The sequence below is a fragment of the Oryzihumus sp. genome (assembly GCF_054325275.1).
In genome coordinates, this window is the sequence record NZ_JBTCWL010000037.1 from 1 (window position 1) to 25,443 (window position 25,443).

Below are 25,443 nucleotides of genomic sequence, written 5' to 3' on the forward strand. Positions count from 1 at the left end.
CCAGACGCTCCAGCTCCTGGCGGTTGCCCATCGTGGACCCGATCACCCGCAGCTGCTTGAAGTAGATCTTGGTCAGCTCCGCCCTGGCCGGCGCGTCACCGGACGTGGCGCCGGAGATGACGACCGTGCCGCCGGGGCGCAGCGAGTTGATGGAGTGCGACCAGGTCGCCGCGCCCACGGTCTCCATCACGGCGTCGACCCGCTCGGGCAGCCGCGCGCCGGGCTCGAAGACCGCGTCGGCCCCGATCTCCAGGGCCTTGGCCCGCTTCGCCTCATCCCGGCTGGTGGCCCACACCCGGTAGCCCGTGGCCGCCCCGAGCTGGACCAGCGCGGTGGCCACTCCCCCGCCGGCGCCCTGCACCAGCACGGTCGCGCCGGGCGTCAGGCCGGCGCTGGAGAAGAGCATCCGGTATGCCGTGAGCCAGGCGGTGCTCAGGCAGGCAGCGGTGTGCCAGCCGAGCCCGGCCGGCTTGGGCACGAGGTTGGCGGTGGGCACGAGCACCTTCTCGGCGAGCGTGCCGTCGTGCAGCTCGGACAGCAGGGTCCGGCGCGGGTCGAGGGTCTCGTCGCCGTGCCAGCCCTCGCTGGCGACCACCGCATGGACGATGACCTCATTGCCGTCCTCGTCCAGCCCCGCGCCGTCGCACCCCAGCACCATCGGCAGCCGGTCGGCGGGCAGGCCGACGCCCTTGAGCGACCAGACGTCGTGGTGGTTCAGGCCGGCTGCCTTGAGCGTGACGACCGACCAGCCCGGGCGCGGCTCGGGATCGGGGCGCTCCCCGATCACCAGGCCCGACAACGGGTCGGAGGCGGACTGGCTGGCGGCATAGGCGGCAAGCATGTCCCGACCCTAGCCAAGCCGGTCAGGCCAGGCCCGCCACGGCCGCGGCAACGGCCGGCGCGCAGCGCTCGTCGAAGACGCTGGGCACGATCTCCTCCGCCGTGGGCTCCTCGACCAGGTCCGCGATGGCGTGAGCGGCCGCCACCTTCATCGCCTCGGTGACCTGCGGGACGCCGGCGTCGAGGGCGCCGCGGAAGATCCCCGGGAAGGCCAGCACGTTGTTGATCTGGTTCGGGAAGTCCGAGCGCCCGGTGGCGACCACCGCGGCATACCGGGAGGCGACCGAGGGGTGCACCTCCGGGTCGGGGTTGGCCAGGGCGAAGATGACCGAGCCCGGGGCCATGCGGGCGATGTCGGCCTCGGGCACCGAGCCGCCGGAGACGCCGATGAACACGTCGGCGCCCACGAGCGCGTCGGCCAGCGAGCCGGTCAGCCCGCGCGGGTTGGTCGTCGCGGCGAGGCGGTGCTTGTGCTCGGCCAGGTCCGAGCGGCGCGGGGAGATGATGCCGCGGGAGTCGCAGACGACGATGTCGCCGACGCCGGCCCGGCTCAGCAGCCGGCCCACGGCGACCCCGGCCGCACCGGCGCCGGAGATGACCACCCGCAGCGACGCCAGCGGACGGCCCACCACCCTGGCGGCGTTGACGAGCCCGGCGAGCACCACGATCGCGGTGCCGTGCTGGTCGTCGTGGAAGACGGGGATGTCGAGGCGCTCCTGCAGCCGGCGCTCGATCTCGAAGCAGCGCGGGGCCGAGATGTCCTCGAGGTTGATCCCGCCGTACGTGGGGGCGATCCGGGCGATGGCGTCGACGAGCTCGTCCACCGTGCCGGACTCCATGCACACCGGAACGGCATCGACGTCGGCGAAGTGCTTGAACAGCACCGCCTTGCCCTCCATCACGGGCATCGCTGCGAGCGGCCCGATGTCACCCAGACCGAGCACCGCGGTCCCGTCCGTGACCACCGCGACGGTGTTGCGGCGAGCGGTGTAACGGGCCGCCAGCGAGGGGTCGGCCGCGATGGCACGGGAGACGTCGGCGACACCGGGGGTGTAGAGCAGGGACAGGTCACGCCGGTCGCGCAGCGGCTTGGTGGCGGTGACCGCCAGCTTGCCGCCCTCGTGGGCGCGAAAGACCGGGTCGTAGGGGTCGAACGCGTGGATCGGGAACGACGGGTGAGCAGACATGGCACCTCTTCGACATGGAGCGAGCACGCAGGGAGATCAGAGAACTCGAAGCCTGGGTGGTGGCTACTGACACGTCGCGGGGGGTGGCCCGCTGCGTCCGATGGTGCCACAGGGCGGCCGTCGAGGCCCACCGGTGACACATGACTGTGACGCGCGTCGCTGCTGCCGGTCGCGCCCATGTCGAATGGGTATGCATTTGACTGCATGAGGATGCGATAGCCTCTCCCCGCGCGTCCGGACCAACCCGGACACGACCGGACTTCCGGGCATGTCAGGCATGCCACCGACCCCGGCGGGGTCACACCCTCGTCACGGACGTGACTGAAGTCTCGCCCTGCGCAAATTGCGGGTGGCAGGATGATTCCGTCCGGCGTACATCAGTTTGAAGAGCTTCCACGAAGGAGCACCTCGATGACCCGTCCTTCCTCCCCTGTCCTCCGCGCCGCCATCGGCGTTGCGGTGGCGAGCCTCGCCCTCAGCGCGTGCGGTTCGAATTCCCTTTCGTCGGGCGGGTCAACCTCCAGCGGGCCGGCACCGACCGCGACCAAGAACGCCGACCTGGCAGCCAAGCTCCCGGCCAAGATCAAGTCCTCGGGCGAGATCGTCATCGGCACTGACGCCACCTACGCCCCCAACGAGTTCCTGGCCACCGACGGCAAGACCGTCCAGGGCATGGACGTCGACCTGTTCAACACCGTGGCGCAGGAGTTCGGCGTCAAGGCCAGGTTTGTCCCGGCCAACTTCGACTCGATCATCCTCGGCGTCGACAGCGGCAAGTTCGACATGGGCATCTCCAGCTTCTCGATCACCGATGAGCGCAAGAAGCAGGTCAACATGGTCAGCTACTACACCGCCGGCACACAGTGGATCGCCGCCAAGGGCAACCCCAAGAAGGTCAACCCCGACGACGCCTGCGGTCTGAACGTGGCCGTCCAGAAGGCCACCACCCAGCTAGACGACGTGACGGCGCGCAGCAAGAAGTGCACGAGTGCCGGCAAGAAGCCGATCAACATCATCGTCGAGGTCGGGCAGGACAAGGTGACCGCCGACGTCACCAGCGGCAAGGCTGATGCGATGCTCGCCGACTCGCCCGTCGGGCTCTACGCCGTCAAGCAGACCGGTGGCCAGCTCGAGCCCGTCGGCTCGATCTACGACTCGGCGCCCTACGGCTACGTCATCCCCAAGAGCGAGACCGAGTTCGGCAACGCCCTGGTGGACGCGCTCAAGCAGCTCGAGAGCTCCGGCGCCTACAAGCAGGCACTGGCCAAGTGGGGCATCCAGACCGGCGCCATCAACAACTTCGCGCTGAACCCGTGATGAGCACAGCAACCGACACCGGTCGGCCGGGCGTGATCCACGCCCGGCCCGTGCGGCACCCCTGGCGCTGGGTGGCACTCGCCGTCATCGCCGTGATGGCGGCGATGCTCCTCAGCTCGTTCCTCACCAACAAGAAGTGGGACTTCCCCTTCGCACTGCAGGTGATGAACCAGAGCCCGGTGCTGGATGGCCTCTACAAGGGCACCATCCTCGGCACCGTCGGGGCCATGATCATCGGCGTCATCCTCGGCGTCATCATCGCGATCATGCGGCTGTCCACGAACCCGGTCCTGCGCGGCGTGTCGTTCGTCTACACGTGGTTCTTCCGCGCGATCCCCCGGTACGTGCTCCTGGTGATCATCGGCACCGGCCTGGGCTACCTCTACAACACCCTCGACGTCGGGGTGCCCTTCGGCAAGCAGATCGCCAGCGTGTTCGGCCTGCAGAGCGACCTGACCTTCTTCCACCTGACGACCAACGACATCGTGGGTGGTCTGGTGGGCGGCATCATCGGCCTGGGGCTGTCCGAGGCCGCCTACATGGCGGAGATCGCGCGTGCAGGAATCCTCTCGGTCGACGTCGGCCAGAGGGAGGCTGCCCAGGCGCTGGGCATGAGCAGCGGCAAGACCATGCGTCGCATCGTGCTCCCGCAGGCCATGCGGGTGATCGTGCCCCCGACCGGCAACGAGACCATCGCGATGGTGAAGGACACCTCGCTCCTGGTGGCCATCCCGGTGATTGCTGAGCTCTTCTACCAGGCCAGCGCCATCGGCTCGCGCACGCTGAAGATCATGCCGGCCTACGTCGCCGCCACCGCGTGGTACCTCATCGTGTGCAGCGTGCTGATGGTGGGCCAGTCCTACCTTGAGCGCTACTTCGGCCGTGGCTTCGGCCAGAAGGCACCGAAGACCAGGCGGTTTGCCCGGCCGGGTGGGGCGGGAGGCGCCTGATGACCACCGGGACAACGTCGACTCCGCTGGTCCACGCCGTCAACGTCAGCAAGGCCTTCCACGGCACCGAGGTCCTCAAGGGCATCGACCTGGACGTGCACAGGGGTCAGGTCGTCTGCCTGCTCGGACCCTCCGGATCGGGCAAGACGACGTTCCTGCGCTGCATCAACCAGCTCGAGTCGCTCGACGGCGGACGCATCTGGGTCGACGGCGACCTCATGGGCTACGAGGACCGGGGCGGCACGCTGCACGACCTCACCGACCGTGCGATCGCCGCCCAACGCCGCAACATCGGCATGGTCTTCCAGCGGTTCAACCTCTTCCCGCACATGACCGCGGTGCAGAACATCATGGAAGCCCCGATCCAGGTCAAGGGAGAGAACAAGGCCAAGGCGCGCGAGCTGGCCCTGACGCTGCTGGACCGCGTGGGGCTGTCGGACAAGCCGTCCGCCTACCCCTCCCAGCTCTCCGGCGGCCAGCAGCAGCGGGTCGCCATCGCTCGTGCACTGGCCATGAACCCCAAGCTCATGCTCTTCGACGAGCCCACCTCGGCGCTCGACCCCGAGCTCGTCGGTGAGGTCCTGGCCGTCATGCGCCAGCTGGCCCGCGACGGCATGACCATGATCGTGGTCACGCACGAGATGGTGTTCGCCCGCGAGGTGGCAGACCACGTGGTCTTCATGGACGGGGGCGTCGTGGTCGAGCAGGGCGACCCTCGATCGGTCATCGACAACCCGCAGCACAGCCGCACCAGGACCTTCCTCGGCCGGATGCAGGCCGAGTACAAGCCGGCAGTGGAGCACGTGCCGGACGTCATCCCCGGGACCGCCCCCAAGGCTCCGACGAGCGTCGACTGACGGTGCTGCGCCTCGGCATCGCCCTCGTGCGGGGTCGCTCCATGGAGCCGACCCTGCACGAGGGCGATCGCCTCCTCGTGCTGCACGGCGCCGGCCCCCGGGTGGGCCGGATGGCCGTCGTCCGGCTGCCGCCCGGCCCGGACGGCCCGCGCCCGCTAGCGGTCAAGCGGGTGACCGGCCGTGACCCCTCAGGCGGTGACGGCTGGTGGGTCGAACGGGACAACCCCCGCGAGGGCGTGGACTCCTGGCAGGTCGGCGCGATCCCTCCCGGCGACGTGCAGGCGCTGGTCCTCGGGAGGGTGCCCGGCCGCCGGGCGCTGGCGACGATGGCCCTCGGGACACTGCTGCTGAGCCGCCGTCGCCGACAGGAATGACGCGGGGTAGGTTGACCGGGTACGCCCGATCGTCCGCAGAAAGGGATCCCAGTGATGTTCTCCCGCTTGTTTGCCGCCCCGGTCGAGGTCAGCGCCCACTGCGACCTGCCCTGCGGTGTCTACGACCCCGCCCAGGCCCGTATCGAGGCCGAGTCCATCAAGGCGATCATCGCCAAGGTGGCCGACAACGACGACGCTGACTTCCGCGTCCGCGCGACCATCATCAAGGAGCAGCGTTCCGAGCTCGTGAAGCACCACCTCTGGGTGCTGTGGACCGACTACTTCAAGGCCCCGCACTTCGAGAAGTACCCCCAGCTGCACACCCTCTTCAACGAGGCCACCAAGCTGGCCGGCGCGACCGGCACCAAGGGTGAGTTCGACGCCGCCAAGGCCGACGAGCTGCTCGCCAAGATCGCCGAGATCGACACGATCTTCTGGGAGACCAAGAAGGCCGCCTGAGCCTTCGGCCACCAGACGAAAGGGCCGCCGCACCCCTGGGGTGCGGCGGCCCCTTCGCATGTATGCCGGGTGGCCGGCCCCGGTGCGCCGCGCGCCCCGGGCGACTACCCGGCATACCGGGCTCACTTCAGGTAGACGATGCCGTCCGTGGTGATCACCGGCCGGCCGGACGTGGCCAGGTTGACCACCTTGAGGGTGTGCTTCGCGCTGGTGGACCAGGTGCGGGCCCAGATCGCGTTGCGGTAGAGAGCGGTGCTCGAGCGGAGGTCCACGGTGGCCACCTTGACCCCGTCGAGGTAGACCGCGGCCTGTCCCGAGCCGAAGGCCCGGGACACGACCCAGGCGACAGAGCGGCCGGTGAAGGTCCACGTGAGCGAGGCGTTGCGGGCGCTGGTGGACAGCGAGGAGCCGCCGAGGTAGCTGCTGCTGCTCCTGCGCACCCAGGTGCCGTAGCGCATGGCGGAGCTCTCCTGGACGATCGCCGGCGTGACCACCGTCGAGGCGGTGCGGGTGTTGCCCGCCGCGTCAGTGGCCTTCAGGGCGACCGTGGTCGAGTACCCCGGACGTGCCGCGGTGGCCCAGGACGTCGTCCTCGCGGCGAAGGTCACGGCCGACGGCGCCGTGGCCTGGATCTGCCGGAGCAGGACGTTGTCGGCGGCCGACCAGGCCACCGTGACCGGCGCCGAGGTGGTGTTCACGGTGCCGCCGCGCAGCCCGGCATACGGCTTGGTCGGGAAGGTGGGCGCGGTGGTGTCGCCCACCACCGTGCTGGCCGCCGAGGTGGCCGCCTTGCCGGTGTACTGCGTGGCGCGGACCGCGACCGTGTGCCTGCCGGGCGTGAGGGTGGCCTGGAGCGAGGTCGACCCCATGGCCGACGTCGCGGCGACCACGCCGTCGACGAGCAGCTCGGAGCGGGTGACCAGCGCCAGCGGGCTCGTGGAGGTCCACGAGACCGTGACCGCGCCGTGGGTGTAGTAGGTGCCGCTCACGGCCGACGCGCCGGAGATGCCGGTGATGCGCACGCCCGAGGGCGGACCGGCGGCCCAGGTGCGGATCGTGGGCAGCTGGGCATAGAGGTCGTCACCGGGGCACTGCGTCGCGAAGCCGTTGCGGTGCCCGGACACGGCGTTGAACGCGTAGGTCCGCCCCTTGATGAAGCCGCTGCTGTCGCTGACGCCCTCAACCAGGGTCTGGTTCGTTGCGTCAGGGCTGAACTTGGCGAAGCCGAGCTTCCAGGCCGCCAGCCGGGCGATGCTCGCCAGCGCGGCGTTGCTCGCGCTGGTCGAGGTGTAGGTGCCCAGCACGGCCACACCGGAGCTGTTGGTGTTGAATCCGTAGGTCTGGGCGCCGATGACCGGCCGGTCCATGCCGCCGTAGCGGCCTTCCCACAGCTGACCGCACCTGTCGACCAGGAAGTTGTAGCCGATGTCGTCCCAGCCCTGGCTCAAGTGGTACGCGTAGAGGCTGCGGATGACCGCCTTGGAACCGCTGGGGCCGTCGGCACCGTTGGTGCCCGGGCCACAGGTGTAGTCGTTGGCGGTATCGGTGTGGTGCACGAAGACCACCTTCACCGCGGTCCCGTATGACGGGTCGGCTCGCCGCTTGCTCTCGTCCGCGCCCCAGTCGGCGCGCGTGGCGATCGGCGGCATGGGGGCGGTCGACGTGGCTGGCGGCGTCGTCGTGGTGGTCGTCGTGGACAGCGCGGTGGTCGTCGACGGTGCCGTGGTGGTGCTCGTCGTGGCCGTGGACGTGTCCGTCGAGGTGGTCGCCGTAGACGTGTCGGTGGTCGTCGAGGAGCTCGATGTGTTGGTCGAGGTGTCCGTGGACGTGCTCGCGGTGGACGTGTCGGCGGCGGCCGGGCTCGTGCTCGTGGCGGTCGGGCTGACGTCCCGGACGAAGGCCATGTTGGCCACCCGGGCGCCGCCGCCGGGGTGGCCCGGGTCGACCAGTGTCAGCTTCATGCCGGCCGGCAGGTGCGCGCTGGGCTTGCCGGCGACCCGCAGCTGCACGCCGTTGGACGGGCCCACCCACAGCGGAGCTGTACCTCCGCGGGCCCTGGCCCCCTCGGCCCGGTCAGGCGCGTCCTCACCCTGGGGGTTGATCGCGTGCCAGCCGGACCACTGACCGGAGGAGGCGGACCGCACCCGGACCTCGACGGTGCCGTCGAAGCGGGCGCGTGCCTGGTCCCACGTCACGCCGACGAGGCCGAACGGCTTGGTCGCGAGTTGCGGCACGTCCACCCGCGAGGTGCCGGGGGTGGCGCTCAGCGCCACCTGCTCGACGTCTGCGTGCACCGGGCCGCGGACCGGCGCCCACGAGGTGGCCGTTGCGCCGTGCCCCGGGGACGCCACGACCGTCAGGCAGCCCGTCACGACCGCGGCAGCCAGTCCGGCACCCAGAATCGTCTTGCGCTTGGAAAGCCTTGTCACAGAAGGGAGTTCCCGCCCCACCAAACCTCACTCTCACGCTGCCAGGGCAGCGGGAGAACGCTGCCGCTGCAGCATAGGGCCTTCCGGACAAACCGGACAGTCACATTTCGGACGCGCAAATCCCACCACCGCGGGAGCCGGAAGAGTACGGTGCCCCCGCGGCTGCCCGCCGCAGTCGATCACCGCCGTGGAGGTCCTCATGGATCAAGACGAGATCCATCGCACTGCACCCCCGGCCCGGACCGGTCTCATGGTCCTCGCCGGGATCCTCGTGGCCGCACCGATCCTGGCCCTGGTGTGGGTGTCGAGCTATGCCAAGGACGGGCCGCAGCTGGGCGGCTTCCCGTTCTTCTTCTGGTACCAGCTGCTCTGGGTCTTCCTGACCTCGGGCTGCACCTACGCCGCCTACCGCATCGTGCTGGTGGCCCGGCCGCACCGGCCGATGGACGGCGGAACCACACCTGAGCGCGAAGGGGCACTGCGATGACCCACAGCCTGGCCACTGCCTCGGGGAGCAGCACCGGCGTCAACGGCGTCGCCCTGACCGTGCTCATCATCGTGTTCGTCGCCGTCACGGTCATGGGCTTCATGGCCACGCGCTGGCGCCGCCCGAAGAACATGTCCAGCCTCGACGAGTGGGGCCTCGGTGGCCGCGGCTTCGGCACGTGGGTCACGTGGTTCCTGCTGGGGGGCGACCTCTACACGGCATACACGTTCGTCGCGGTCCCCGCGGCGATGTTCGCCACGGGCGCCGTCACCGGCTTCTTCGCGGTGCCCTACACGATCGTGCTCTACCCGATCATCTTCGTCTTCCTGTCCCGGCTGTGGTCGGTCAGCCACCGGCACGGCTTCGTGACGGCGGCCGACTTCGTCCGAGGCCGCTACGGCTCGCGCGGGCTGTCGCTGGCGGTCGCCCTGACGGGCATCCTCGCGACGATGCCGTACATCGCGCTGCAGCTGGTCGGCATCCAGGCGGTGCTGGAGGTCATCGGGCTCGGTGGCTCCGGCAACACGCTGGCCAAGGACCTGCCGCTGCTCATCGCGTTCGCGGTGCTGGCGGCCTACACCTACTCCAGCGGCCTGCGCGCCCCGGCGATCATCGCCTTCGTCAAGGACACCCTGATCTACCTGGTCATCATCGTCGCCGTGATCTACCTGCCGTCGAAGTTCGGCGGCTGGGGCCACATCTTCGACGCGGCGCAGACCAAGATGGCCAAACCCAACCCGGTGACCGGCAAGCCGACGGGGTCGTTCATCCCGACGGACAAGCAGTTCTGGGCCTACGCCACGCTCTCGCTGGGGTCGGCACTGGCGCTGTTCATGTACCCCCACTCCATCACCGGCGTGCTGTCGTCCAAGTCCCGCAACACGATCCGGCGCAACGCCTCGATCCTGCCGGCCTACAGCTTCGTGCTGGCCCTGCTGGCGCTGCTCGGCTGGGTCGCCATCGCGGCCGGCACCAAGCCGATCGGCCTGGACGGCAAGCCCAACGCCCAGCTGGTCATCCCCCAGCTGTTCGAGGACTCGTTCCCGTCCTGGTTCGCCGGCGTCGCGTTCGCGGCCATCGCCGTCGGCGCGCTCGTCCCCGCGGCGATCATGTCGATCGCGGCGGCGAACCTGTTCACCCGCAACGTGTATCGCGAGTGGTTGCGTCCCGACGCCAGCCACGAGCAGGAGGCCAAGGTCAGCAAGCTGGTCTCGCTGCTGGTGAAGTTCGTCGCGCTGATCTTCGTCCTGACGATGGACAAGCAGAACGCCATCAACTTCCAGCTGCTCGGTGGCATCTGGATCCTGCAGACGTTCCCCGCCGTCGTCTTCGGCCTCTACACCCGCTGGTTCCACCGGTGGGCCCTCCTGGCCGGCTGGGCGGTCGCGATGGTCTACGGCACCATCACGGCCTACGAGCAGGTCAACCCCGTCACGGGCCAGCACTTCGGCACGTCGGTGGCCACGATCGAGGGCATCGGCCAGATGGGCTACATCGCCTTCACCGCCTTCGTGCTCAACATCATGGTCGCCGCGGTGATCACGTTGCTGCTGCGGGCGGTCAAGGCGCCGGAGGGAGACGACGCCACGATCAAGGGCGACTACTTCGCCGACGCCGGCGACCCCAAGGTCAGCGACCTGCCCGAGCTCGTGCACTGACGGCGGGGGCGAGAGCCCAGCACGCACCAGACGGCCCGAATCAGCCTGTACCACAGGCAGATTCGGGCCGTTTGCTGCGTCTGGCGGGCCGCGGCTGGGTCAGTGGACACCGCGGCCGAGGACACGGGTCAGGGAGTCCACGACGCGAGGGTCGTACTCATACCCGAGACCGAGGTGGATCCGCTCGACTGCAGCCTCCCGGCGGGAGGGCGCCGGGCTGTCGCCGACGAGGTCGTCAAAGGCGTTGACGACCTTGATGATCCGGCTTGCCAGGGGAAGGTCCTCGCCGAACTCGCGCACCTGCCGGAACGGCGTGGTCTGCGCCTCCATGATCCTCGCGACGTTGTCGAGCACGCCGGTCTGCCGGACGATCTCGGCACCGTCGTTGGCGATCCGGCGCTGGTCGGCCGGCGCCGCCATGACCGTCGCTCCCCCCGGGATCGGCTCGCGCAGGGCGACCTGACCGATGTCGTGCAGCAACGCGGCGTACTCCAGGTCCACGGCGTCACGCTCGGACATGCCCAGGTCGCGACCCATTGCCAGCGACACGGTGGCCACCCGCAGCGCGTGCCCGGGCTCGGTGTAGCCGGCCAGCTCCGTCAGCCGGGACAGCGACCGGATGGTCTGGCGGTAGGTCGCCCGCACCGAGGCGTAGCGGCGCACCGCGAACTGGGTCAGCACCAAGGGGAAGAGGAACAGCGGGATCGCGATGACGCCCAGGGGTCGCTCGGCCAGGGCGATGAGGGCGCCGGTCGTCGACAGTGCGGTGGCCAGGCCCGACGCGGCACGCAGCTCGTCGCTGAGGACCCGCGGGAACCGCGCGTGGTCCCGGGCGGCACGCGCAGCCGCAGCGAGGACCGCCTCGACGAGCAGCGCGACGAGGGTCACCAGGAGCATCGCGACAGCCACCAGCCACCGCGGCACCGTGGTGTCGAGGGCCACCTGGACCAGCGTCCGTCCCTCCCACAACGGCACCTCCCGGAAGAGCACCGCGGCCACCGCGACGCTGAACAGGCGGGTGGTGAGGTCGGAGACGCGCACCCCGCGCCGCCTCACCAGGTGCGGCGCGACTCCGAGGCCCATGGCGAGCGCGGTCGCTGCGACGACGAGGGCGGCACTGACGTCGGCGGGCTCCCCGCGCGGCGCCTCGGTGGTGATCGCGAACGCGAACGCCGCGGCCGAGGCTATGGGCGCCGACTCGCGGCTGCCGGGAAGGCCGATGCGTAGCAGCTCGCCGGCCGCGATCGCCACGACGAACGCCCCCACCAGGGTCGGGCTCGGGCTACCACCCTCTCCCGGGTGGTACGCCGTGAAGCCGGTCGCCACCAGCACCAACAGCGCACCGGCCAGTGCGTGCACGCGCTCCACGGCGCTGGCGGATGGGCGGGCCGTCAACGCGCCACCTCCTGGCGTTTCGTGGTCAGCCGGGCGGCGGCACGGTCTGGGCGCGCTGCCAGCACGTCGCTCTCGGCCGGGTCGTCGTGGTCGTAAGTGCCGACGTGGCTGGACAGCGTGCCGGGGTCGACCTCGGCCGGCTGCCACGGCTGGCGCGCCAGGGCCCTTTCCAGGGCAGCCACGACGGCCGGGTCGAGGTGGGTGCCAGAGCGGGCGCGCAGCTCGGCCAGAGCGTCCTCGACGAGCAACGCCTGACGGTCCGGCCGGGTGGTGGTCAGCGAGTCGAACGCGTCTGCCACCGCGATGATGCGGGCGAACTCGGGGATGTCCGTGCCACTCAGCCCCGCCGGGTAGCCCCGGCCGTCGAACCGTTCGTGGTGGTGGCGGATGCCCTCAACGGACTCCCGGAGGAAGTCGATGTCGCGGACCATCTCCACGCCGCGGACGGCGTGCATCGCCACGATGGCCAGCTCGTCGTCGGTCAGCGGGCCGGCCTGGTGCAACAGCCGGGAGGGGATGCCCAGCTTGCCGATGTCGTGCAGCATGCCCGCATAGCGCAGCGCCTCGGTGCGGCGCTGCCCCAGGGCCATCGCCCCGGCGATGCGTTCACAGAGGGAAGCGATCCGCTCGCTGTGACCGCGGGTGAACGGGTCCTTCGTCTCCACCGCCGTCACCAGGGCACTCAGGGTGCGCTCGTGGGCGCGCTGCTCCTCGCTGTACTGGCGGAACGCCCATCGGGCCACGAACAACGGCGCGAGGACGAGGACGGCCGAGAACGGCCCGACCTGCGCCGGGATCCAGAGGATGACGAAGAGGTAGCCGATGACGCCGTAGCCGATGTAGGCCGGGCCGGAGGAGGAGAGCATGCCGGGCACGAAGCGGCGCAGGGGTACGCCCTGGGCCAGCCACACCACGCCGGCCAGCACCACGGCGTTGACGAGGCATTGCGCCACATCGGCGACCATGAGCGGGAAGAGCACTTTCGCCAGCAGGGGCCCGATTCCTGCCGCGGCGCTGATGTGAACGGTGCCCCCGGCCAGGTAGTAGGCCAGGCCACCCACCGAGCCGATGATCGAGGCCATGCCCGTGTTGAACAGCCGCCCCTGCAGGCCCTGACGCCGCAGCTCGAGCGCGGGGGTCACCAGTCCCACGATGCCTGCGCCGGCGGGACCGACGATGGCCACCGAGGTCAGCAGGATGATGCTGGTGAAGGTGAAGCCGACACGTTGCTTGACCTCCCTCTCCGCACCCCAGGAGCTGAGGACACCCATGGCGCAGAGGACGACCAGGGCGACGCCCATGTCGGGCACCGGGAAGGCGTGCCAGCACAGCACAACCAGCCCCACGGCCACCAGGCAGACGAGCGCGATATAGAACCGCAAGCCAGCAGGGGCGCCGCCGCTCTTCGCGGGGCGCCCCTGCCTGGAAGTCATGGCACCAACTTAGTGCCAATGGTGTGCTCAGATGTCGAAGTCGACGTCCTGCGAGGCGGGGACCCACCACCAGATGCCCTCGGGGGCGGGAGTGGAGGCTGCACGGCCGTCCCAGCTCTGGGTGGCGTCCTTGGTCAGCATGGACTCGAGAACCTTGGCGATGGTCTTCATGGTGAAACCCTTTCAGGAGGCACTGCACGCAGGGAATGTTCGTGGTTTCGGCCTGGGCCGAAGCGGAGGAGGTGGGGCCCCGTGTCCTTCGCTCTGAGGAGATCGTGTCACCGGATCGAGCTGGGACTTCCAAGCCTGACCATCCCCATACGCCCACGGTGCTGGCATGGCGAAAGAACCCCTGGTCTTACGCGCATTTGCCCCCATTGAGGTCGATTTGCGCAATTTTGCCACGACGGCTGGTGATCGTCGAGCCCCCCGGCCCGGAAGCCGGTCCACCCCCATGTGCCGGCTGTGCGAGAATAGCGCCGTACGCGCCCCGACGGGCGCGTTAGCCATACCCGAATTTGGAGCTGACATGAGCAAGCGCGCCCGCAAGCGCCGCTCCCGCAAGGGCAACGCCGCCAACCACGGCCGCAAGCCCAACGCCTGAGCCGCGTAGCACACACGTCGAAGGCCCCCTCACCGACTGGTGAGGGGGCCTTCGTGCGTCTGCGCCCGGACCGACTGAAGGGTCAGTCGGACAGCTCGACCCGCACGGTCGTGATCCGCGCCATGATCTGGGTGCGCAGCTCGGTGGGCGCCTGCTCACACGCACAGGAGCGACGGACCAGCGCCTTGAGCATGTGGTCCAGGTCGTACTCCTTCAGGCAGGGGCCGCACTCCTCGAGGTGCTGCTTGATCTTGGCGCAGTCATCGGGGCCCATCTCGCCGTCGAGGTAGTCATAGACCTTGAGCAGGACCTCGGAGCAGTCCGTGTCGTGGTGGTTGCCACAGCTCATGACGTCGCCTCCTCACGCACGAAGCCACGCTCGAGGGCGTAGTCGGTGAGCAGCTCACGCAGCTGGCGGCGGCCGCGGTGCAGGCGCGACATGACCGTCCCGATCGGGGTGTCCATGATCTCTGCGATCTCCTTGTAGGCGAAGCCCTCGACATCGGCAAGGTAGACGGCGAGCCGGAACTCCTCGGGGATCTCCTGCAGGGCGCGCTTGACGTCGCTGTCCGGCAGGTGGTCGAGGGCCTCGGTCTCGGCCGAACGCAGGCCGCTGGAGGTGTGGGACTCCGCGCGCGCGAGCTGGTAGTCCTCGACCTCGGCGGCGTCGGACTGCAGCGGCTCGCGCTGCTTCTTGCGGTAGGTGTTGATGTAGGTGTTGGTGAGGATGCGGTACAGCCAGGCCTTGAGGTTGGTGCCGGGCTTGTACTGGTGGAAGGCCGCGTAAGCCTTCGCGAAGGTCTCCTGGACGAGGTCCTCGGCGTCGGCCGGGTTGCGGGTGGTGCGCAGCGCCGCGCTGTAGAGCTGGTCCAGGAACGGCATCGCCTCGGCCTCGAACCGGGCCGCGCGCTGCTCCGGTGTCTCGGTGCTCACGTCGACCGGAGGGGTCGTCGCGCGCGCCGCGGAGGTGTGCTGGTCATCAGTCATTGCGCCCCAGCCTAGTGCGGGGGTCGCTGCGCGCCGGGCCGGGCGCTCGCTGCCTGATCCCAGGCCCAGCTGCGGCCCGTCGGTCACGGGGGCCAGCTCGGTCAGAAACACGAGGGGCGTCTCCTTCTCGTCGAGGTCGCAGTGGTCAACACCGGCGCCCTCGGCGGGCATTCCCCGAGGTCAGCCCAGCCGGGCGGCCAGCCACGTCCGGGCGGCGTCGAGCACCCCGGGCGCGCCCTTGGCGAACCCGTGTGCGCCGGCGACCCGGACCACCTCGGGAGCCTCCCCCAGCGCGGCCCGCACCTCCTCGGGCCCGCCGAACGGGTCGGTCGCCCCCTGTATGACGAGCAGCGGCGTCCCCGCGCCGGTCACCTCAAGCGCCTCGTGGGCCCTGGACTTCTCCGGCCGGCCCGGCGGGTGCAGCGGGAAGGCCAGGGCGAGCACGGCGCCCGCTCCGACCGATGCGGCTGTGCGGCACGCGACGCGGGCGCCGGCGCTGCGGCCGCCGACCACCAGCGGGTGCGGCAGCGCACCCCGGCCCCGGGTGAGCGCTGCCAGCACCGCCAGCCACGCCTGGTCCAGCTGCCCGGGTGGCGCGGCGACGCGGCGGCCGGCGACCCGCCAGGGCTGCTCGACGAGGGCCACGGCCCAGCCTTCGTCGGCGAGCGTGGTGAGGGCGAGCAGGTCCGGCGCCTCGACCCCGCCGCCGGCGCCGTGGCCCAGGACCAGCGAGCCCCGGGCGTGCGGTGCTCGGGTGAGGTGGACGCGCGCCGGGCCGACCGGGGTCTCGACCTCCCGGACGCTCGCGCGGGCCCCCGTCATCCGCCGATGACCTCTCCGGTGACCGGGTCGACGACGCCGACGAGCTGCTCCCGGCCGACCGGACGCAGCAGGTCCGGGCCGTTGTTGCGCGTGGCGTTGACCGCGGTGCTGATCGGGTAGGCGTCGAGGCGGCCGGGCTGGTGGAAGGCCAGCAGCTCGCGGACCGTGTCCTCGTCGGTCAGCGTGGGGTCCAGCCAGCGGCCCCAGTCCTCGCGCTCGAGGATGAGGGGCTGCCGGTCGTGGATGCGGTCCAGGCCCGGGTCGGCGTCGGTGGTGATCACGGTGAACGTGGTGAGCCAGGCATCCGGGTCGTCGGGGTCGGCGACCGCCTTGTCCCGCCAGAACTCGTAGAGCCCGGCGATCGCCAGCGGCTGCCCGTCGGCGCGGTGGATGAAGAACGGCTGCTTGCGAGGCTTGCCCTTGGCGTCGGTCGCGGTCGGGCTGACCTGCCACTCGTAGTAGCCCTCTGCCGGGACCAGGCAGCGCCGCGCCTTCGCCGCGCGGGCGTAGGAGGGCTTCTCCAGCACGCTCTCCGCGCGGGCGTTGGCCATCCGCTGCCCGACCTTGACGTCCTTGGCCCAGCTGGGCACCAGCCCCCACGTGAGCAGCCGCAGCTGACGGACGGGAGCCGGCGGCTCGACATACGTCTCGTCCGTGCCCTGGCGCGGCACCCGGGTGAGCACGACGGGTGCCTGCTTGGTCGGCGCCATGTTGTAGTCCGGCGTACGCGGCGGCGGCTCCTGGGGGCGGGCCAGCACGCTGCGCGCGGGCTCGGCGGTGCGGTCCTCCTCGACCTCGAACTCCTCGACGAGGTCCTCCGGTCGCGCGCTCGCCGCGTATCTGCCGCACATGATGCCCAGCCTAGGAGCGCAGCGGCGTCCGCGAGCAACTACGGTGGACCCGGACGGACTCAGCCACCAGCACGAGGAGAGACGATGACCGTGGTTCGCCGGATCGCACGCCCCATGCTCGCGGCCATGTTCATCCAGGGTGGCCTCGACGCCCTGCGCCACCCCGCGGCCAAGGCCGAGAAGGCCGCGCCGGTGGTCAACGCCATCGCGCAGCCGCTGGGCCTGCCCAACGACCCTGAGCTGATGGTGCGGGCCAACGGCGCCGCCCAGGTGGCCGCCGGGAGCCTGCTCGCACTGGGCCGGGTCCCACGGCTGGCGGCCCTGGTCCTCGCAGGGAGCCTGGTGCCGACCACGTATGCGGGCCACGCATTCTGGGCCGTCGAGGACCCGGCGGCCCGGGCCCAGCAGCGCACCCACTTCGTCAAGAACGTCGGCCTGCTCGGCGGGCTCCTGCTCGCCGTGGTCGACACCGCCGGCAAGCCCGGCCTGTCCTGGCGTGCCCGGCGCGCCGCGAAGGACGCCGCGCGGGCGACCGCGCTCGGCCGGCGTGAGGCCCGCCATGCGGCTCGTTCCGCGCGTCGGGAGGCCAGGCTCGCCGCGAGCCGGGCCCACGGCGCCCTGACCTGACCCCACCCCTCGAAGGAAGACCGTGAACGACCCCGCCCATCGGCCCGCTGACTGGCCCTCCCTGCACGTCACCGGACCGGTCAACGCGACCGTCGCCCTCCCGGGCAGCAAGTCGCTCACCAACCGCTTCCTCGTCCTCGCCGCACTGGCCAACGGCACCTCGCGGCTGCGCCGCCCGCTGCGCTCGCGCGACACCCTGCTGATGGCCGCGGCGCTGCGCTCGCTCGGCGCGACGGTCGAGGACTTCCCCGGCGACGACGCCGAGTCGGCGGACTGGATCGTCACCCCGGCCACCCTGACCGGTGGGACGACCGTGGACTGCGGCCTGGCCGGGACCGTCATGCGGTTCCTGCCGCCGGTGGCCGCCCTCGCCGCCGGACCGGTGGCCCTCGACGGCGACTCCCGCGCCCGGGAGCGGCCGATGGCCCCGGTCATCGACGCCCTGCGCACCCTCGGGGCCACGATCGAGGACGACGGCCGTGGCCGGCTCCCCTTCACCGTCAACGGCACCGGCCGTATGCCGGGTGGCTCGGTGACGCTGGACGCCTCCGAGAGCTCGCAGTTCGTCTCGGCGCTGCTGCTGGCCGGCGCGCGCTACGAGCAGGGCGTGACCGTCCACCACGACGGCAAGCCGGTGCCGAGCGAGCCGCACATCCGGATGACCGTCGAGGTGCTGCGCGACGCCGGCGTGGTGGTGGACGACAACGACCCCGACACGTGGCGGGTCGAGCCATCGGAGATCAACTCCCTCGAGGTCCAGGTCGAGCCGGACCTGTCCAACGCCGGGCCGTTCCTCGCGGCCGCCGTGGTCACCGGGGGCACCGTGCACGTCCCGGGCTGGCCGCAGCACACCACCCAGGCCGGCGACGCGCTGCGCGACATCTTCGACGCCATGGGCGCCGACGTGACGCTGGACCGCAGCGGGCTCACCGTCACCGGCCCGGGCACGGTCAACGGGCTCGACGTCGACCTGCACGACGCCGGCGAGCTCGCGCCGGTCGTCGCGGCGGTGGCTGCCCTGGCCGACTCCCCGTCGTGGCTGCGCGGCATCGCCCACCTGCGCGGCCACGAGACCGACCGCCTGGCTGCCCTGGCCACGGAGATCAATGCGCTCGGCGGCTCGGTCACCGAGACCGAGGACGGCCTGCGCATCGTGCCGCAGCCGATGCGCGGCGGGCTGTTCCGCACCTACGACGACCACCGGATGGCCATGGCCGCCGCGGTCCTCGGGCTGCGGGTGCCCGGCGTCGTCATCGAGAACGTCGCCACCACAGACAAGACGCTGCCCGGCTTCACCGACCGCTGGTCTCGGATGATCGGCCTCGAGGTGACCCCCGCGGCGATCGACGCCTCGGCCCAGCCCTCCATGACGGGTGGCGCGTGAGCCCACGCTCCCGGCGCATCTCGGCCGGGGACTACGACGAGAGCCACGTCCGGATCCGGCCCAACCGCCGGGGCTCGCGTCCGCGCTCGAAGGACCGTCCGGCCCATGCCGACGCCGTGCCCGGGTTCGTGCTGGGCGTCGACCGGGGCCGTTACACCGTGCTGGTCGAGGAGCACACGGTGACCGCGATGAAGGCGCGCGAGCTCGGGCGCAAGGGCATCGTCGTCGGTGACCGCGTGGGCCTGGTCGGCGACACCTCCGGCTCCCCCGACGCCCTCGCGCGGATCGTGCGCGTGGAGGAGCGCACGTCGGTGCTGCGGCGCACCGCGGACGACAGCGACCCGGTGGAGCGGGTCATCGTCGCCAACGCCGACCAGCTGGTCGTCGTCTCCGCGCTGGTCAACCCCGAGCCGCGCCCACGCCTGATCGACCGGTGCCTCGTCGCGGCGTATGCCGCCGGCCTGGACCCGCTGCTGGTGCTGACCAAGGCCGACCTGGCCGACCCGGCGGACTTCCTCGCCAACTACGCCCCGCTGGCGGTGCCCTACGTCGTGACGTCGCAGGACCCCGAGACGGGCCAGCTGGGGGGCCTGGAACCGTTGCGGGAGAAGCTCACCGGGCGGGTGAGCGTGTTCGTCGGGCACTCCGGCGTGGGCAAGTCGACCCTGGTCAACGCCCTCGTGCCGGGCACCGACCGCGCGACGGGCGTCGTCAACGTGGTGACCGGCCGGGGCCGGCACACCTCGACCTCAGCGGTGGCCCTCGCCCTGCCCTCCGGCGAGGGCTGGGTGGTCGACACCCCCGGCGTGCGCTCGTTCGGGCTGGCGCACGTCGACCTCACGCGGATCATCCACCACTTCCCCGACCTCGAGCCGGGCACCGACCAGTGCCCGCGCGGCTGCACCCACGACGAGGAGGAGTGCGCCCTCGACGAGTGGGTGGCCCAGGGCAAGGCCGGCCCGGCAGGGCCCTCCCGCCTGGAGTCGCTGCGCCGGCTGCTGCGCGCCCGCAGCGGCTCCGAGTCCGGCGAGCAGGACACCACCGCACGGGCGTAACCACCCTCGGCGTCAGCGGTTGGTGCTGGCGATGATGCCCTTCCACACGGCGTCGGCACCGGTGTGCCCGACGCGGATCGTCCACCACGTCACCAGCGCCGCCGCCACGAACGTCAGCACCGCGGCCAGACGCGAGGACCCCCCGCGGGCGTCGCGGGTGAGCGCCACGACGACCGAGGCGGCGAACAGTCCCAGCGCGAACCAGATGAGGTCCTTGCCGATGGCGGCGTGCTCGGCCGCGATCTGCCCGCCGAGCCGGCGCTGCAGCGCCTCACCGCTCTGCCGGGCCACCAGCGTCACGAGCACCATGGCGAAGTCGGCGGCGGCCACCAGCCACGCCACGCGCGCCCGCCAGCGCGGGACGAACGCCACGACCATCGTCACCAGAGCCATCAACGGCAGCAGCACCACGACCGCGTGCACCACGAGCGAGTGGACGGGTAGTCCGAGGACCGTGTCGAACATGACGCTCACCCCTTCGGCCTGGGCCCTGCCTGCGTCCTGGTGACGAGGTTACGCGAGGACGCCGGGCAGCAGACCCCGGTTGCCGGTCACCACGAACGGCGCGCGGGCCCGGGTCACCGCCGGCTCCCGGGGCGCCTGACGCGCCGCCGGCGTCCCCGGACGCTAGCGTGACCGCGTGCCGACCTATGACGACGACCTGCGCCTCGCGCACGTGCTTGCCGATGCCGTCGAGCGGGTGACCATGGAGCGCTTCCGGGCGGAGGACCTCGTCGTCGAGTCCAAGCCGGACCTCACGCCCGTGACCGACGCAGACCGGGCCGCCGAGGAGATGGTGCGCCACCAGCTCAAGCGCACCCGCCCCCGCGACGCCGTGGAGGGCGAGGAGTTCGAGACGACCGGGCACGGGCCCCGCCGCTGGGTCATCGACCCGATCGACGGCACCAAGAACTTCGTCCGGGGGGTGCCCGTCTGGGCCACCCTCATCTCCCTGGTCGACGAGGGCCAGCCGGTGCTGGGCCTCGTCTCCGCCCCGGCGCTGAACCGCCGCTGGTGGGCCGCAACCGGCTCCGGCGCCTGGACCGGGCGCAGCCTGTCCTCGGCCCGGCGGGTCCACGTCTCCCGGGTCGGCGACCTCGCCCACGCGTCCCTGTCCTACTCCAGCCTCACCGGCTGGCGCGAGATCGGCCGGCGCGAGCAGTTCCTCGACCTGACCGACCAGTGCTGGCGCACCCGCGCATACGGCGACTTCTGGTCCTACATGCTCGTGGCCGAGGGCGCGGTCGACATCGCCGCCGAGCCCGAGCTCGCCGTGCACGACATGGCCGCCCTGGTGCCCATCGTCACCGAGGCCGGCGGCCGGTTCACCTCCCTCGACGGGCAGGACGGCCCCTGGGGCGGCAACGCCGTCGCCACCAACGGGCTCCTGCACGACGAGGTGCTGCGCCGCCTCGCCTGACTCCCCCACCACGCCGGGCCCGCGAGGTGGGGACTGCGGCGGGCATGCCGCGCCACGGCCGCCGTGGCCCGGCATACCGCGCTCGGGGGCTGATGGGCGAGTATGGGGGCAGCAGCATCCCCCGCACCTCAGGAGCCCCCGTGTCCGACACCACCAGCACCCTGCCCCAGCGTCGCGAGCTGCGCACCGCGCTGCCGGGGCCCAAGTCCCAGGAGCTGGCGGCGCGCCGGTCCGCGGTCGTCTCCGCCGGCGTCAGCTCGACCCTGCCGGTCTACGTCCGGCGCGCCGGCGGCGGGGTCATTGAGGACGTCGACGGCAACCTGCTCATCGACCTCGGGTCCGGCATCGCCGTGACCAGCGTCGGCAACGCCGCGCCGCGCGTGGTCGAGCGCGTCACGCAGCAGGTCGCCGACTTCACCCACACCTGCTTCATGATCAGCCCCTACGAGGAGTACGTCGCCGTCTGCGAGGCCCTGGCCGAGCTGACCCCGGGCGACCACGCCAAGAAGTCGGCGCTGTTCAACTCCGGCGCCGAGGCCGTGGAGAACGCCGTGAAGGTGGCCCGCTACGCCACCGGGCGCAATGCCGTCGTCGCGGTCGACCACGCCTACCACGGGCGCACGAACCTGACGATGGCGCTGACCGCCAAGGCGATGCCCTACAAGAAGGGCTTCGGTCCGTTCGCCTCCGACATCTACCGCGTGCCGACGTCCTACCCGTTCCGCGACCCCGAGGGCATGACCGGCGAGCAGGCCGCCGCCCGGGCCATCCTCGCCGCCGAGAAGCAGGTCGGCGCCGACCAGATCGCCGCGCTCGTCATCGAGCCGGTTCAGGGCGAGGGTGGCTTCATCGTCCCGGCCCCGGGCTTCCTGCCGGCGCTGCAGAAGTGGTGCAACGACAACGGGATCGTCTTCATCTGTGATGAGGTGCAGACCGGTTTCGCGCGCACCGGCGCCTGGTTCGCCAGCGACCACGAGGGGGTCGTGCCCGACCTGGTCACCACCGCCAAGGGCATCGCCGGCGGCCTGCCGCTGGCCGCCGTGACCGGCCGTGCAGAGCTGATGGACAGCGTCCACGGCGGCGGGCTCGGCGGCACCTACGGCGGCAACCCGGTGGCCTGTGCCGGCGCGCTCGGCGCCATCGAGACGATGCGTGCCGAGGACCTGATCGGCGCGGCCAAGCGGATCGAGGCCGTGGCCACCGAGCGGCTGCGCACCATCGCGGACAAGGTGCCGGCCATCGGCGACGTCCGCGGCCGCGGGGCGATGCTGGCCGTGGAGCTCGTCAAGCCGGGCACCACCGAGCCGGACGCGGAGCTGACCGCCCGGGTCGCCAAGGCGTGCCACGAGCAGGGCGTGGTCATCCTGACCTGCGGCACGTTCGGCAACATCATCCGGCTGCTCCCGCCGCTGGTGATCAGCGAGGAGCTGCTGCTCGAGGGCCTGCAGGTGCTCGAGGACGTGCTGCTCGCCGCCACCGCCTGAATCCCGTGACGCACGCGGCCCGGTCACCCTTGCGGGGTGGCCGGGCCGTTGCCGTGCATGCCGTGTGGTCGTCTCAGTTGGGGACGACGCTCACCTCGCCACGGCCCAGCGCGCGCACACCCTCGGCGTAGCGTCCGGCGTCGCCGACCACGACGACGGTCCACTGCCCCGGCTGCACGTGGCGGCGGTAGGCCTCGCTGATCCGCGCCGCGTCCACCGTGGCCAGGTCGAGCAGGTTGGCCGTGGTGAAGTCGGTGGTCAGCCCCTCGAGGGCCATGGTGGCGGCCTCGTCGGCCACGGCGTCGGCGGTGGCGTAGCGACCCGGTGCGGTCTTGCCGATGAAGTCGACGCCGGCCCGGGCCTCCTCCTCGGTGAAGCCGTCCCGGCCGCCGTCGAGGATGCCCAGCAGCAGGTCCAGCGCCTCCACCGTGGAGTCGGCGCGCACCGACCCGCCGGTGAGGAACAGCCCGCCCTTGCGCCGCGGGCGGAAGCCGCTGCGGATGCCGTAGGTGAAGCCCTTCTCCTCCCGCAGCACCGCGTCGATGCGGGCGTTGGGCGAGCCACCGATGACGAAGCTGAGCACCGGGAACGGCGCCCACCCGCCTTCCTCGCGGCGGTCCGGGCCGGCGCAGGCGATGGTGATCTCGGACTGCACCGCCCCCGGCCTGTCGACGAACACGATGCGGCCGGCGTCCGCAGCGCGGGCCGAGGCCACCGGCTCGGTGACCGCGGCCTGCCCGGACCAGCTGCCCAGGGTGGCCGCCACCTCCGCGGCCACGTCGAGGCCGCTGAGGTCGCCGGTGACCACGAGGGTGCTACCGCCGGGCGCCACGTGCGCGGCGTGGAAGGCGACGAGGTCCTCGCGCGTGATGCCCGAGACGGTCTCGCGGGTGCCTGCGCTGGGCAGCGCGGCCCGCTCTCCCGGCGCGAAATAGGTGCGGACCAGCTCCAGCGCCGCCCGCTGGGTGGGGTTGGCGTGCTCCTGGTCGATCTCGGCCAGCCGGGTGCGCACGTGCCGGGTGACCTCAGCCTCGGGGAACACCGGCTCGCGGACGGCCTGGCTGAGCAGGTCCAGCGCATCGGACAGGTGCCGCTTGGACACCTCCAGCTCGACGGTCAGCCCCGCCTCGCCGGTGCCGGCGCCGAGGGCGATGCCCTTGCGCTCGAGCAGCTCGGCGAACTCCTCGGCCGAGTGCTGCTCGGTGCCCTCGTCGAGCGTGCGCGACAGGATCGTCGCCAGGCCCTCCTTGCCGCGCGGCTCCAGCGACAGCGGCAGGGGGACCGCCAGACGCAGCGAGATGACGTACTGCCCCGGCACGTCGTAGGTGACCAGGTTCAGGCCGTTGTCCAGGGCGCTGCGCGAGGCCTCGGGGAAAGCCCAGGGCTGGGGCGGCGTGACGGCCGGTCGGTCGGTCACGGAGGTCATGCGGCGGCTCCTTCGCGGTCCTGCTTGAGGTAGGCGACGACGACGCGGGACTCGGGGCGCAGCCACGTCGCCGCGACCTGCTGCACCTGCTCGGGGGTCACCTCGCCGAGGCGGTCGAGGAAGGTGTTGATGTAGCCCGGGGAGCCCTGGAGCATCGCCCGGTGGCTGATGTGGTCGGCCCGCTCCTCCTGGCTGGCGAGCGCCGAGAGCCACGCCCGTTCGGCCTGGGCCAGGGCGGACTCCATCTCGACCGGCGTCGGGCCCTGCTCACCGAGCCGGGCCAGCTCCTCGCAGACGGCCTGCTCGACGTCGTCGGGCTCGTGGCCCTCGACGACGTCGAGACCGATGAACCCCAGGGAGACGCCGTCGACGAAGCCCATCGCGTGGGCCCAGACGGCGTGGGCGACCTGCTCGCGGCGCACCAGGCGCTGGTGCAGCCGGGACGTGGCCAACCCGCCGAGCACGTCCATGGCCAGCGAGGCGGCGAAGAACTCGGGGGTGTCGTCCACGGGCAGCCGGAAGGCGACGTGCAGGCGGTCGCTGGGCACGGCCTCGACGTGCTCGTCGCGGACCGGCTCGGTCAGCGGCTCCAGCGCGTCGACCGGGCCGCGCGGCGGCTCGGCGCTCGCCGGCAGGTCACCGAAGTAGCGCTCGGCGGCGGCGAACCCCTCCTCGGCGGTGAGGTCTCCGACCAGCGTGAGCACGGTGTTGTTGGGGCCGTAGTAGCGCCGGAAGAAGGCGTGCACGTCCTCCAGGCTGGCAGCGTCGAGGTCGTCCATCGACCCGATCGTGGCGTGGTGGTAGGGGTGGCCCTTGGGGAACACCGCCGCGTAGATGTCGATCAGCGCGTTGCCGTAGGGCACGTTGTCGTAGCGCTGGCGCTTCTCCTCCTTGACCACGTCGCGCTGGTTGTCGAGGTTGGCCTGGTTGACCGCGTCGAGCAGGTGCCCGTGCCGGTCGGCCTCCATCCACAGCGCCAGCTCGTAGGCCCCCTTGGGCACGGTCTCGAAGTAGTTGGTCCGGTCGAACCACGTCGTGGCGTTGAGCCGCCCACCCTCGGCCATCAGCCGGCTGAAGTGCTCACCGCTGGCGACGTTGCGCGAGCCCTGGAACATCAGGTGCTCGAAGAGGTGGGCGAACCCGGTGCGGCCCTCGACCTCGTGGCGGGAGCCCACGTTGACCCAGAGGTTGACCGTGACGTTGGGGACGGTGTGGTCCTCGCTGACGATGACGCGCAGGCCGTTGGCCAGCGTCCGTTCGGCGATCGGGTAGTCCAGCGGCATGGGCCCACCCTAGGTGATCGCCACCCGGCCCCGAGCGGCCTCCGACGACGTAGTTCAGCCGCAGGTGGTCCCACCCGGCGCGGTCAACGAGCGTGGTCCCGACACCGCAGGCAC

The 25,443-nt window shown here is 71.5% G+C and carries 26 protein-coding genes; 13 read left to right on the forward strand and 13 right to left on the reverse strand.

Annotated elements, in window-relative coordinates:
* Nucleotides 1-841, reverse strand: an 841-nt coding sequence (locus ACXVGS_RS11025; protein WP_458536948.1) for a zinc-binding dehydrogenase, incomplete at its 3' end; no start/stop codon positions are given.
* A gap of 22 nt (nucleotides 842-863) precedes the next feature.
* The gene (locus tag ACXVGS_RS11030) at nucleotides 864-2,027 is read right to left on the reverse strand and encodes an NAD(P)-dependent malic enzyme (RefSeq protein WP_458529472.1); all 1,164 of its coding nucleotides are present in this window, start codon (nucleotides 2,025-2,027) and stop codon (nucleotides 864-866) included.
* A gap of 411 nt (nucleotides 2,028-2,438) precedes the next feature.
* On the opposite strand from ACXVGS_RS11030, the gene ACXVGS_RS11035 reads away from it, so the two are divergent.
* The 5 genes from ACXVGS_RS11035 to sodN are packed head-to-tail and all read left to right on the forward strand — an operon-like array spanning nucleotide 2,439 to nucleotide 5,984.
* Nucleotides 2,439-3,344, forward strand: a complete 906-nt coding sequence (locus ACXVGS_RS11035) for an ABC transporter substrate-binding protein (protein WP_458529473.1) — start codon at nucleotides 2,439-2,441, stop codon at nucleotides 3,342-3,344.
* On the forward strand, nucleotides 3,344-4,294 hold the full coding sequence (locus ACXVGS_RS11040; protein WP_458529474.1) for an amino acid ABC transporter permease: 951 nt from the start codon (nucleotides 3,344-3,346) through the stop codon (nucleotides 4,292-4,294). Before ACXVGS_RS11035 ends, ACXVGS_RS11040 begins: the two co-directional genes overlap by 1 nt.
* On the forward strand, nucleotides 4,294-5,151 hold the full coding sequence (locus tag ACXVGS_RS11045) for an amino acid ABC transporter ATP-binding protein (RefSeq protein WP_458529475.1): 858 nt from the start codon (nucleotides 4,294-4,296) through the stop codon (nucleotides 5,149-5,151). Before ACXVGS_RS11040 ends, ACXVGS_RS11045 begins: the two co-directional genes overlap by 1 nt.
* Before the next feature lie 41 nt (nucleotides 5,152-5,192).
* Nucleotides 5,193-5,525, forward strand: a complete 333-nt coding sequence (locus ACXVGS_RS11050; RefSeq protein WP_458533869.1) for a hypothetical protein — start codon at nucleotides 5,193-5,195, stop codon at nucleotides 5,523-5,525.
* 54 nt (nucleotides 5,526-5,579) lie between these two features.
* A complete protein-coding gene (gene sodN / locus ACXVGS_RS11055) occupies nucleotides 5,580-5,984 on the forward strand; it encodes a superoxide dismutase, Ni (RefSeq protein WP_141789164.1) in 405 nt (134 codons plus the stop codon).
* 122 nt (nucleotides 5,985-6,106) lie between these two features.
* On the opposite strand, the gene ACXVGS_RS11060 is transcribed toward sodN, so the two are convergent.
* Nucleotides 6,107-8,335: an N-acetylmuramoyl-L-alanine amidase gene (locus ACXVGS_RS11060; protein ID WP_458538173.1), complete on the reverse strand. Its 2,229-nt coding sequence runs from the start codon at nucleotides 8,333-8,335 to the stop codon at nucleotides 6,107-6,109.
* Nucleotides 8,336-8,612: 277 nt separating this feature from the next.
* On the opposite strand from ACXVGS_RS11060, the gene ACXVGS_RS11065 reads away from it, so the two are divergent.
* Nucleotides 8,613-8,900: a DUF3311 domain-containing protein gene (locus tag ACXVGS_RS11065; protein ID WP_458529478.1), complete on the forward strand. Its 288-nt coding sequence runs from the start codon at nucleotides 8,613-8,615 to the stop codon at nucleotides 8,898-8,900.
* Nucleotides 8,897-10,558, forward strand: a complete 1,662-nt coding sequence (gene mctP, locus ACXVGS_RS11070; protein ID WP_458533867.1) for a monocarboxylate uptake permease MctP — start codon at nucleotides 8,897-8,899, stop codon at nucleotides 10,556-10,558. The genes ACXVGS_RS11065 and mctP overlap by 4 nt, the downstream gene beginning before the upstream one ends.
* Before the next feature lie 99 nt (nucleotides 10,559-10,657).
* Here mctP and ACXVGS_RS11075 read toward each other — a convergent pair whose 3' ends face one another.
* Genes ACXVGS_RS11075 through ACXVGS_RS11085 form a run of 3 tightly spaced genes read right to left on the reverse strand, consistent with a single transcriptional unit; the run spans nucleotide 10,658 to nucleotide 13,557 of the window.
* Nucleotides 10,658-11,953: an HD-GYP domain-containing protein gene (locus ACXVGS_RS11075; protein ID WP_458532030.1), complete on the reverse strand. Its 1,296-nt coding sequence runs from the start codon at nucleotides 11,951-11,953 to the stop codon at nucleotides 10,658-10,660.
* Nucleotides 11,950-13,386, reverse strand: coding sequence for an HD-GYP domain-containing protein (locus tag ACXVGS_RS11080; protein ID WP_458533866.1), 1,437 nt, complete (start codon nucleotides 13,384-13,386; stop codon nucleotides 11,950-11,952). The genes ACXVGS_RS11075 and ACXVGS_RS11080 overlap by 4 nt, the downstream gene beginning before the upstream one ends.
* A 27-nt stretch (nucleotides 13,387-13,413) precedes the next feature.
* The gene (locus tag ACXVGS_RS11085; protein ID WP_458532028.1) at nucleotides 13,414-13,557 is read right to left on the reverse strand and encodes a hypothetical protein; all 144 of its coding nucleotides are present in this window, start codon (nucleotides 13,555-13,557) and stop codon (nucleotides 13,414-13,416) included.
* A 358-nt stretch (nucleotides 13,558-13,915) separates the two neighbouring features.
* Between ACXVGS_RS11085 and ACXVGS_RS11090 the strand changes: the two genes are divergently transcribed.
* Nucleotides 13,916-13,990: a 50S ribosomal protein bL37 gene (locus ACXVGS_RS11090; protein WP_369791897.1), complete on the forward strand. Its 75-nt coding sequence runs from the start codon at nucleotides 13,916-13,918 to the stop codon at nucleotides 13,988-13,990.
* A gap of 82 nt (nucleotides 13,991-14,072) precedes the next feature.
* Here the strand turns inward: ACXVGS_RS11090 and rsrA are convergent, their stop codons facing one another.
* From rsrA to ACXVGS_RS11110, 4 genes are all read right to left on the reverse strand, one after another.
* On the reverse strand, nucleotides 14,073-14,339 hold the full coding sequence (gene rsrA, locus ACXVGS_RS11095; protein ID WP_141789168.1) for a mycothiol system anti-sigma-R factor: 267 nt from the start codon (nucleotides 14,337-14,339) through the stop codon (nucleotides 14,073-14,075).
* The gene (locus tag ACXVGS_RS11100; RefSeq protein ID WP_458529483.1) at nucleotides 14,336-14,977 is read right to left on the reverse strand and encodes a sigma-70 family RNA polymerase sigma factor; all 642 of its coding nucleotides are present in this window, start codon (nucleotides 14,975-14,977) and stop codon (nucleotides 14,336-14,338) included. The genes rsrA and ACXVGS_RS11100 overlap by 4 nt, the downstream gene beginning before the upstream one ends.
* Nucleotides 14,978-15,157: 180 nt before the next feature.
* The gene (locus tag ACXVGS_RS11105; RefSeq protein ID WP_458532027.1) at nucleotides 15,158-15,799 is read right to left on the reverse strand and encodes an alpha/beta hydrolase family protein; all 642 of its coding nucleotides are present in this window, start codon (nucleotides 15,797-15,799) and stop codon (nucleotides 15,158-15,160) included.
* Nucleotides 15,796-16,650 carry an SOS response-associated peptidase gene (locus ACXVGS_RS11110; RefSeq protein ID WP_458529485.1) on the reverse strand — a complete coding sequence of 285 codons (855 nt, stop codon included), beginning with the start codon at nucleotides 16,648-16,650 and terminating at the stop codon, nucleotides 15,796-15,798. The genes ACXVGS_RS11105 and ACXVGS_RS11110 overlap by 4 nt, the downstream gene beginning before the upstream one ends.
* A gap of 84 nt (nucleotides 16,651-16,734) precedes the next feature.
* Here ACXVGS_RS11110 and ACXVGS_RS11115 point away from each other — a divergent pair, with 84 nt between their 5' ends.
* The 3 genes from ACXVGS_RS11115 to rsgA are packed head-to-tail and all read left to right on the forward strand — an operon-like array spanning nucleotide 16,735 to nucleotide 19,716.
* A complete protein-coding gene (locus tag ACXVGS_RS11115) occupies nucleotides 16,735-17,277 on the forward strand; it encodes a DoxX family protein (protein WP_458529486.1) in 543 nt (180 codons plus the stop codon).
* Nucleotides 17,278-17,299: 22 nt separating this feature from the next.
* Nucleotides 17,300-18,661, forward strand: a complete 1,362-nt coding sequence (gene aroA / locus ACXVGS_RS11120; RefSeq protein ID WP_458536950.1) for a 3-phosphoshikimate 1-carboxyvinyltransferase — start codon at nucleotides 17,300-17,302, stop codon at nucleotides 18,659-18,661.
* Complete coding sequence (gene rsgA, locus ACXVGS_RS11125; RefSeq protein ID WP_458529488.1) at nucleotides 18,658-19,716, forward strand: ribosome small subunit-dependent GTPase A; 1,059 nt, start codon at nucleotides 18,658-18,660, stop codon at nucleotides 19,714-19,716. Before aroA ends, rsgA begins: the two co-directional genes overlap by 4 nt.
* A gap of 12 nt (nucleotides 19,717-19,728) precedes the next feature.
* Here the strand turns inward: rsgA and ACXVGS_RS11130 are convergent, their stop codons facing one another.
* Nucleotides 19,729-20,181 (reverse strand): DUF2231 domain-containing protein, encoded by a 453-nt coding sequence (locus ACXVGS_RS11130; protein WP_458529489.1) that lies wholly within the window; start codon nucleotides 20,179-20,181, stop codon nucleotides 19,729-19,731.
* A gap of 175 nt (nucleotides 20,182-20,356) precedes the next feature.
* Here ACXVGS_RS11130 and hisN point away from each other — a divergent pair, with 175 nt between their 5' ends.
* Both hisN and gabT read left to right on the forward strand, forming a co-directional pair.
* Entirely contained in the window at nucleotides 20,357-21,136 is a 780-nt protein-coding gene (gene hisN, locus ACXVGS_RS11135; RefSeq protein ID WP_141789174.1) for a histidinol-phosphatase, read from the forward strand.
* A gap of 140 nt (nucleotides 21,137-21,276) precedes the next feature.
* Nucleotides 21,277-22,620 carry a 4-aminobutyrate--2-oxoglutarate transaminase gene (gabT, locus tag ACXVGS_RS11140; RefSeq protein ID WP_458529490.1) on the forward strand — a complete coding sequence of 448 codons (1,344 nt, stop codon included), beginning with the start codon at nucleotides 21,277-21,279 and terminating at the stop codon, nucleotides 22,618-22,620.
* A 73-nt stretch (nucleotides 22,621-22,693) separates the two neighbouring features.
* Here the strand turns inward: gabT and ACXVGS_RS11145 are convergent, their stop codons facing one another.
* Both ACXVGS_RS11145 and ACXVGS_RS11150 read right to left on the reverse strand, forming a co-directional pair.
* On the reverse strand, nucleotides 22,694-24,046 hold the full coding sequence (locus ACXVGS_RS11145) for a M16 family metallopeptidase (protein ID WP_458529491.1): 1,353 nt from the start codon (nucleotides 24,044-24,046) through the stop codon (nucleotides 22,694-22,696).
* Complete coding sequence (locus ACXVGS_RS11150) at nucleotides 24,043-25,329, reverse strand: M16 family metallopeptidase (protein WP_458529492.1); 1,287 nt, start codon at nucleotides 25,327-25,329, stop codon at nucleotides 24,043-24,045. The genes ACXVGS_RS11145 and ACXVGS_RS11150 overlap by 4 nt, the downstream gene beginning before the upstream one ends.
* Nucleotides 25,330-25,443: the final 114 nt, after the last annotated feature.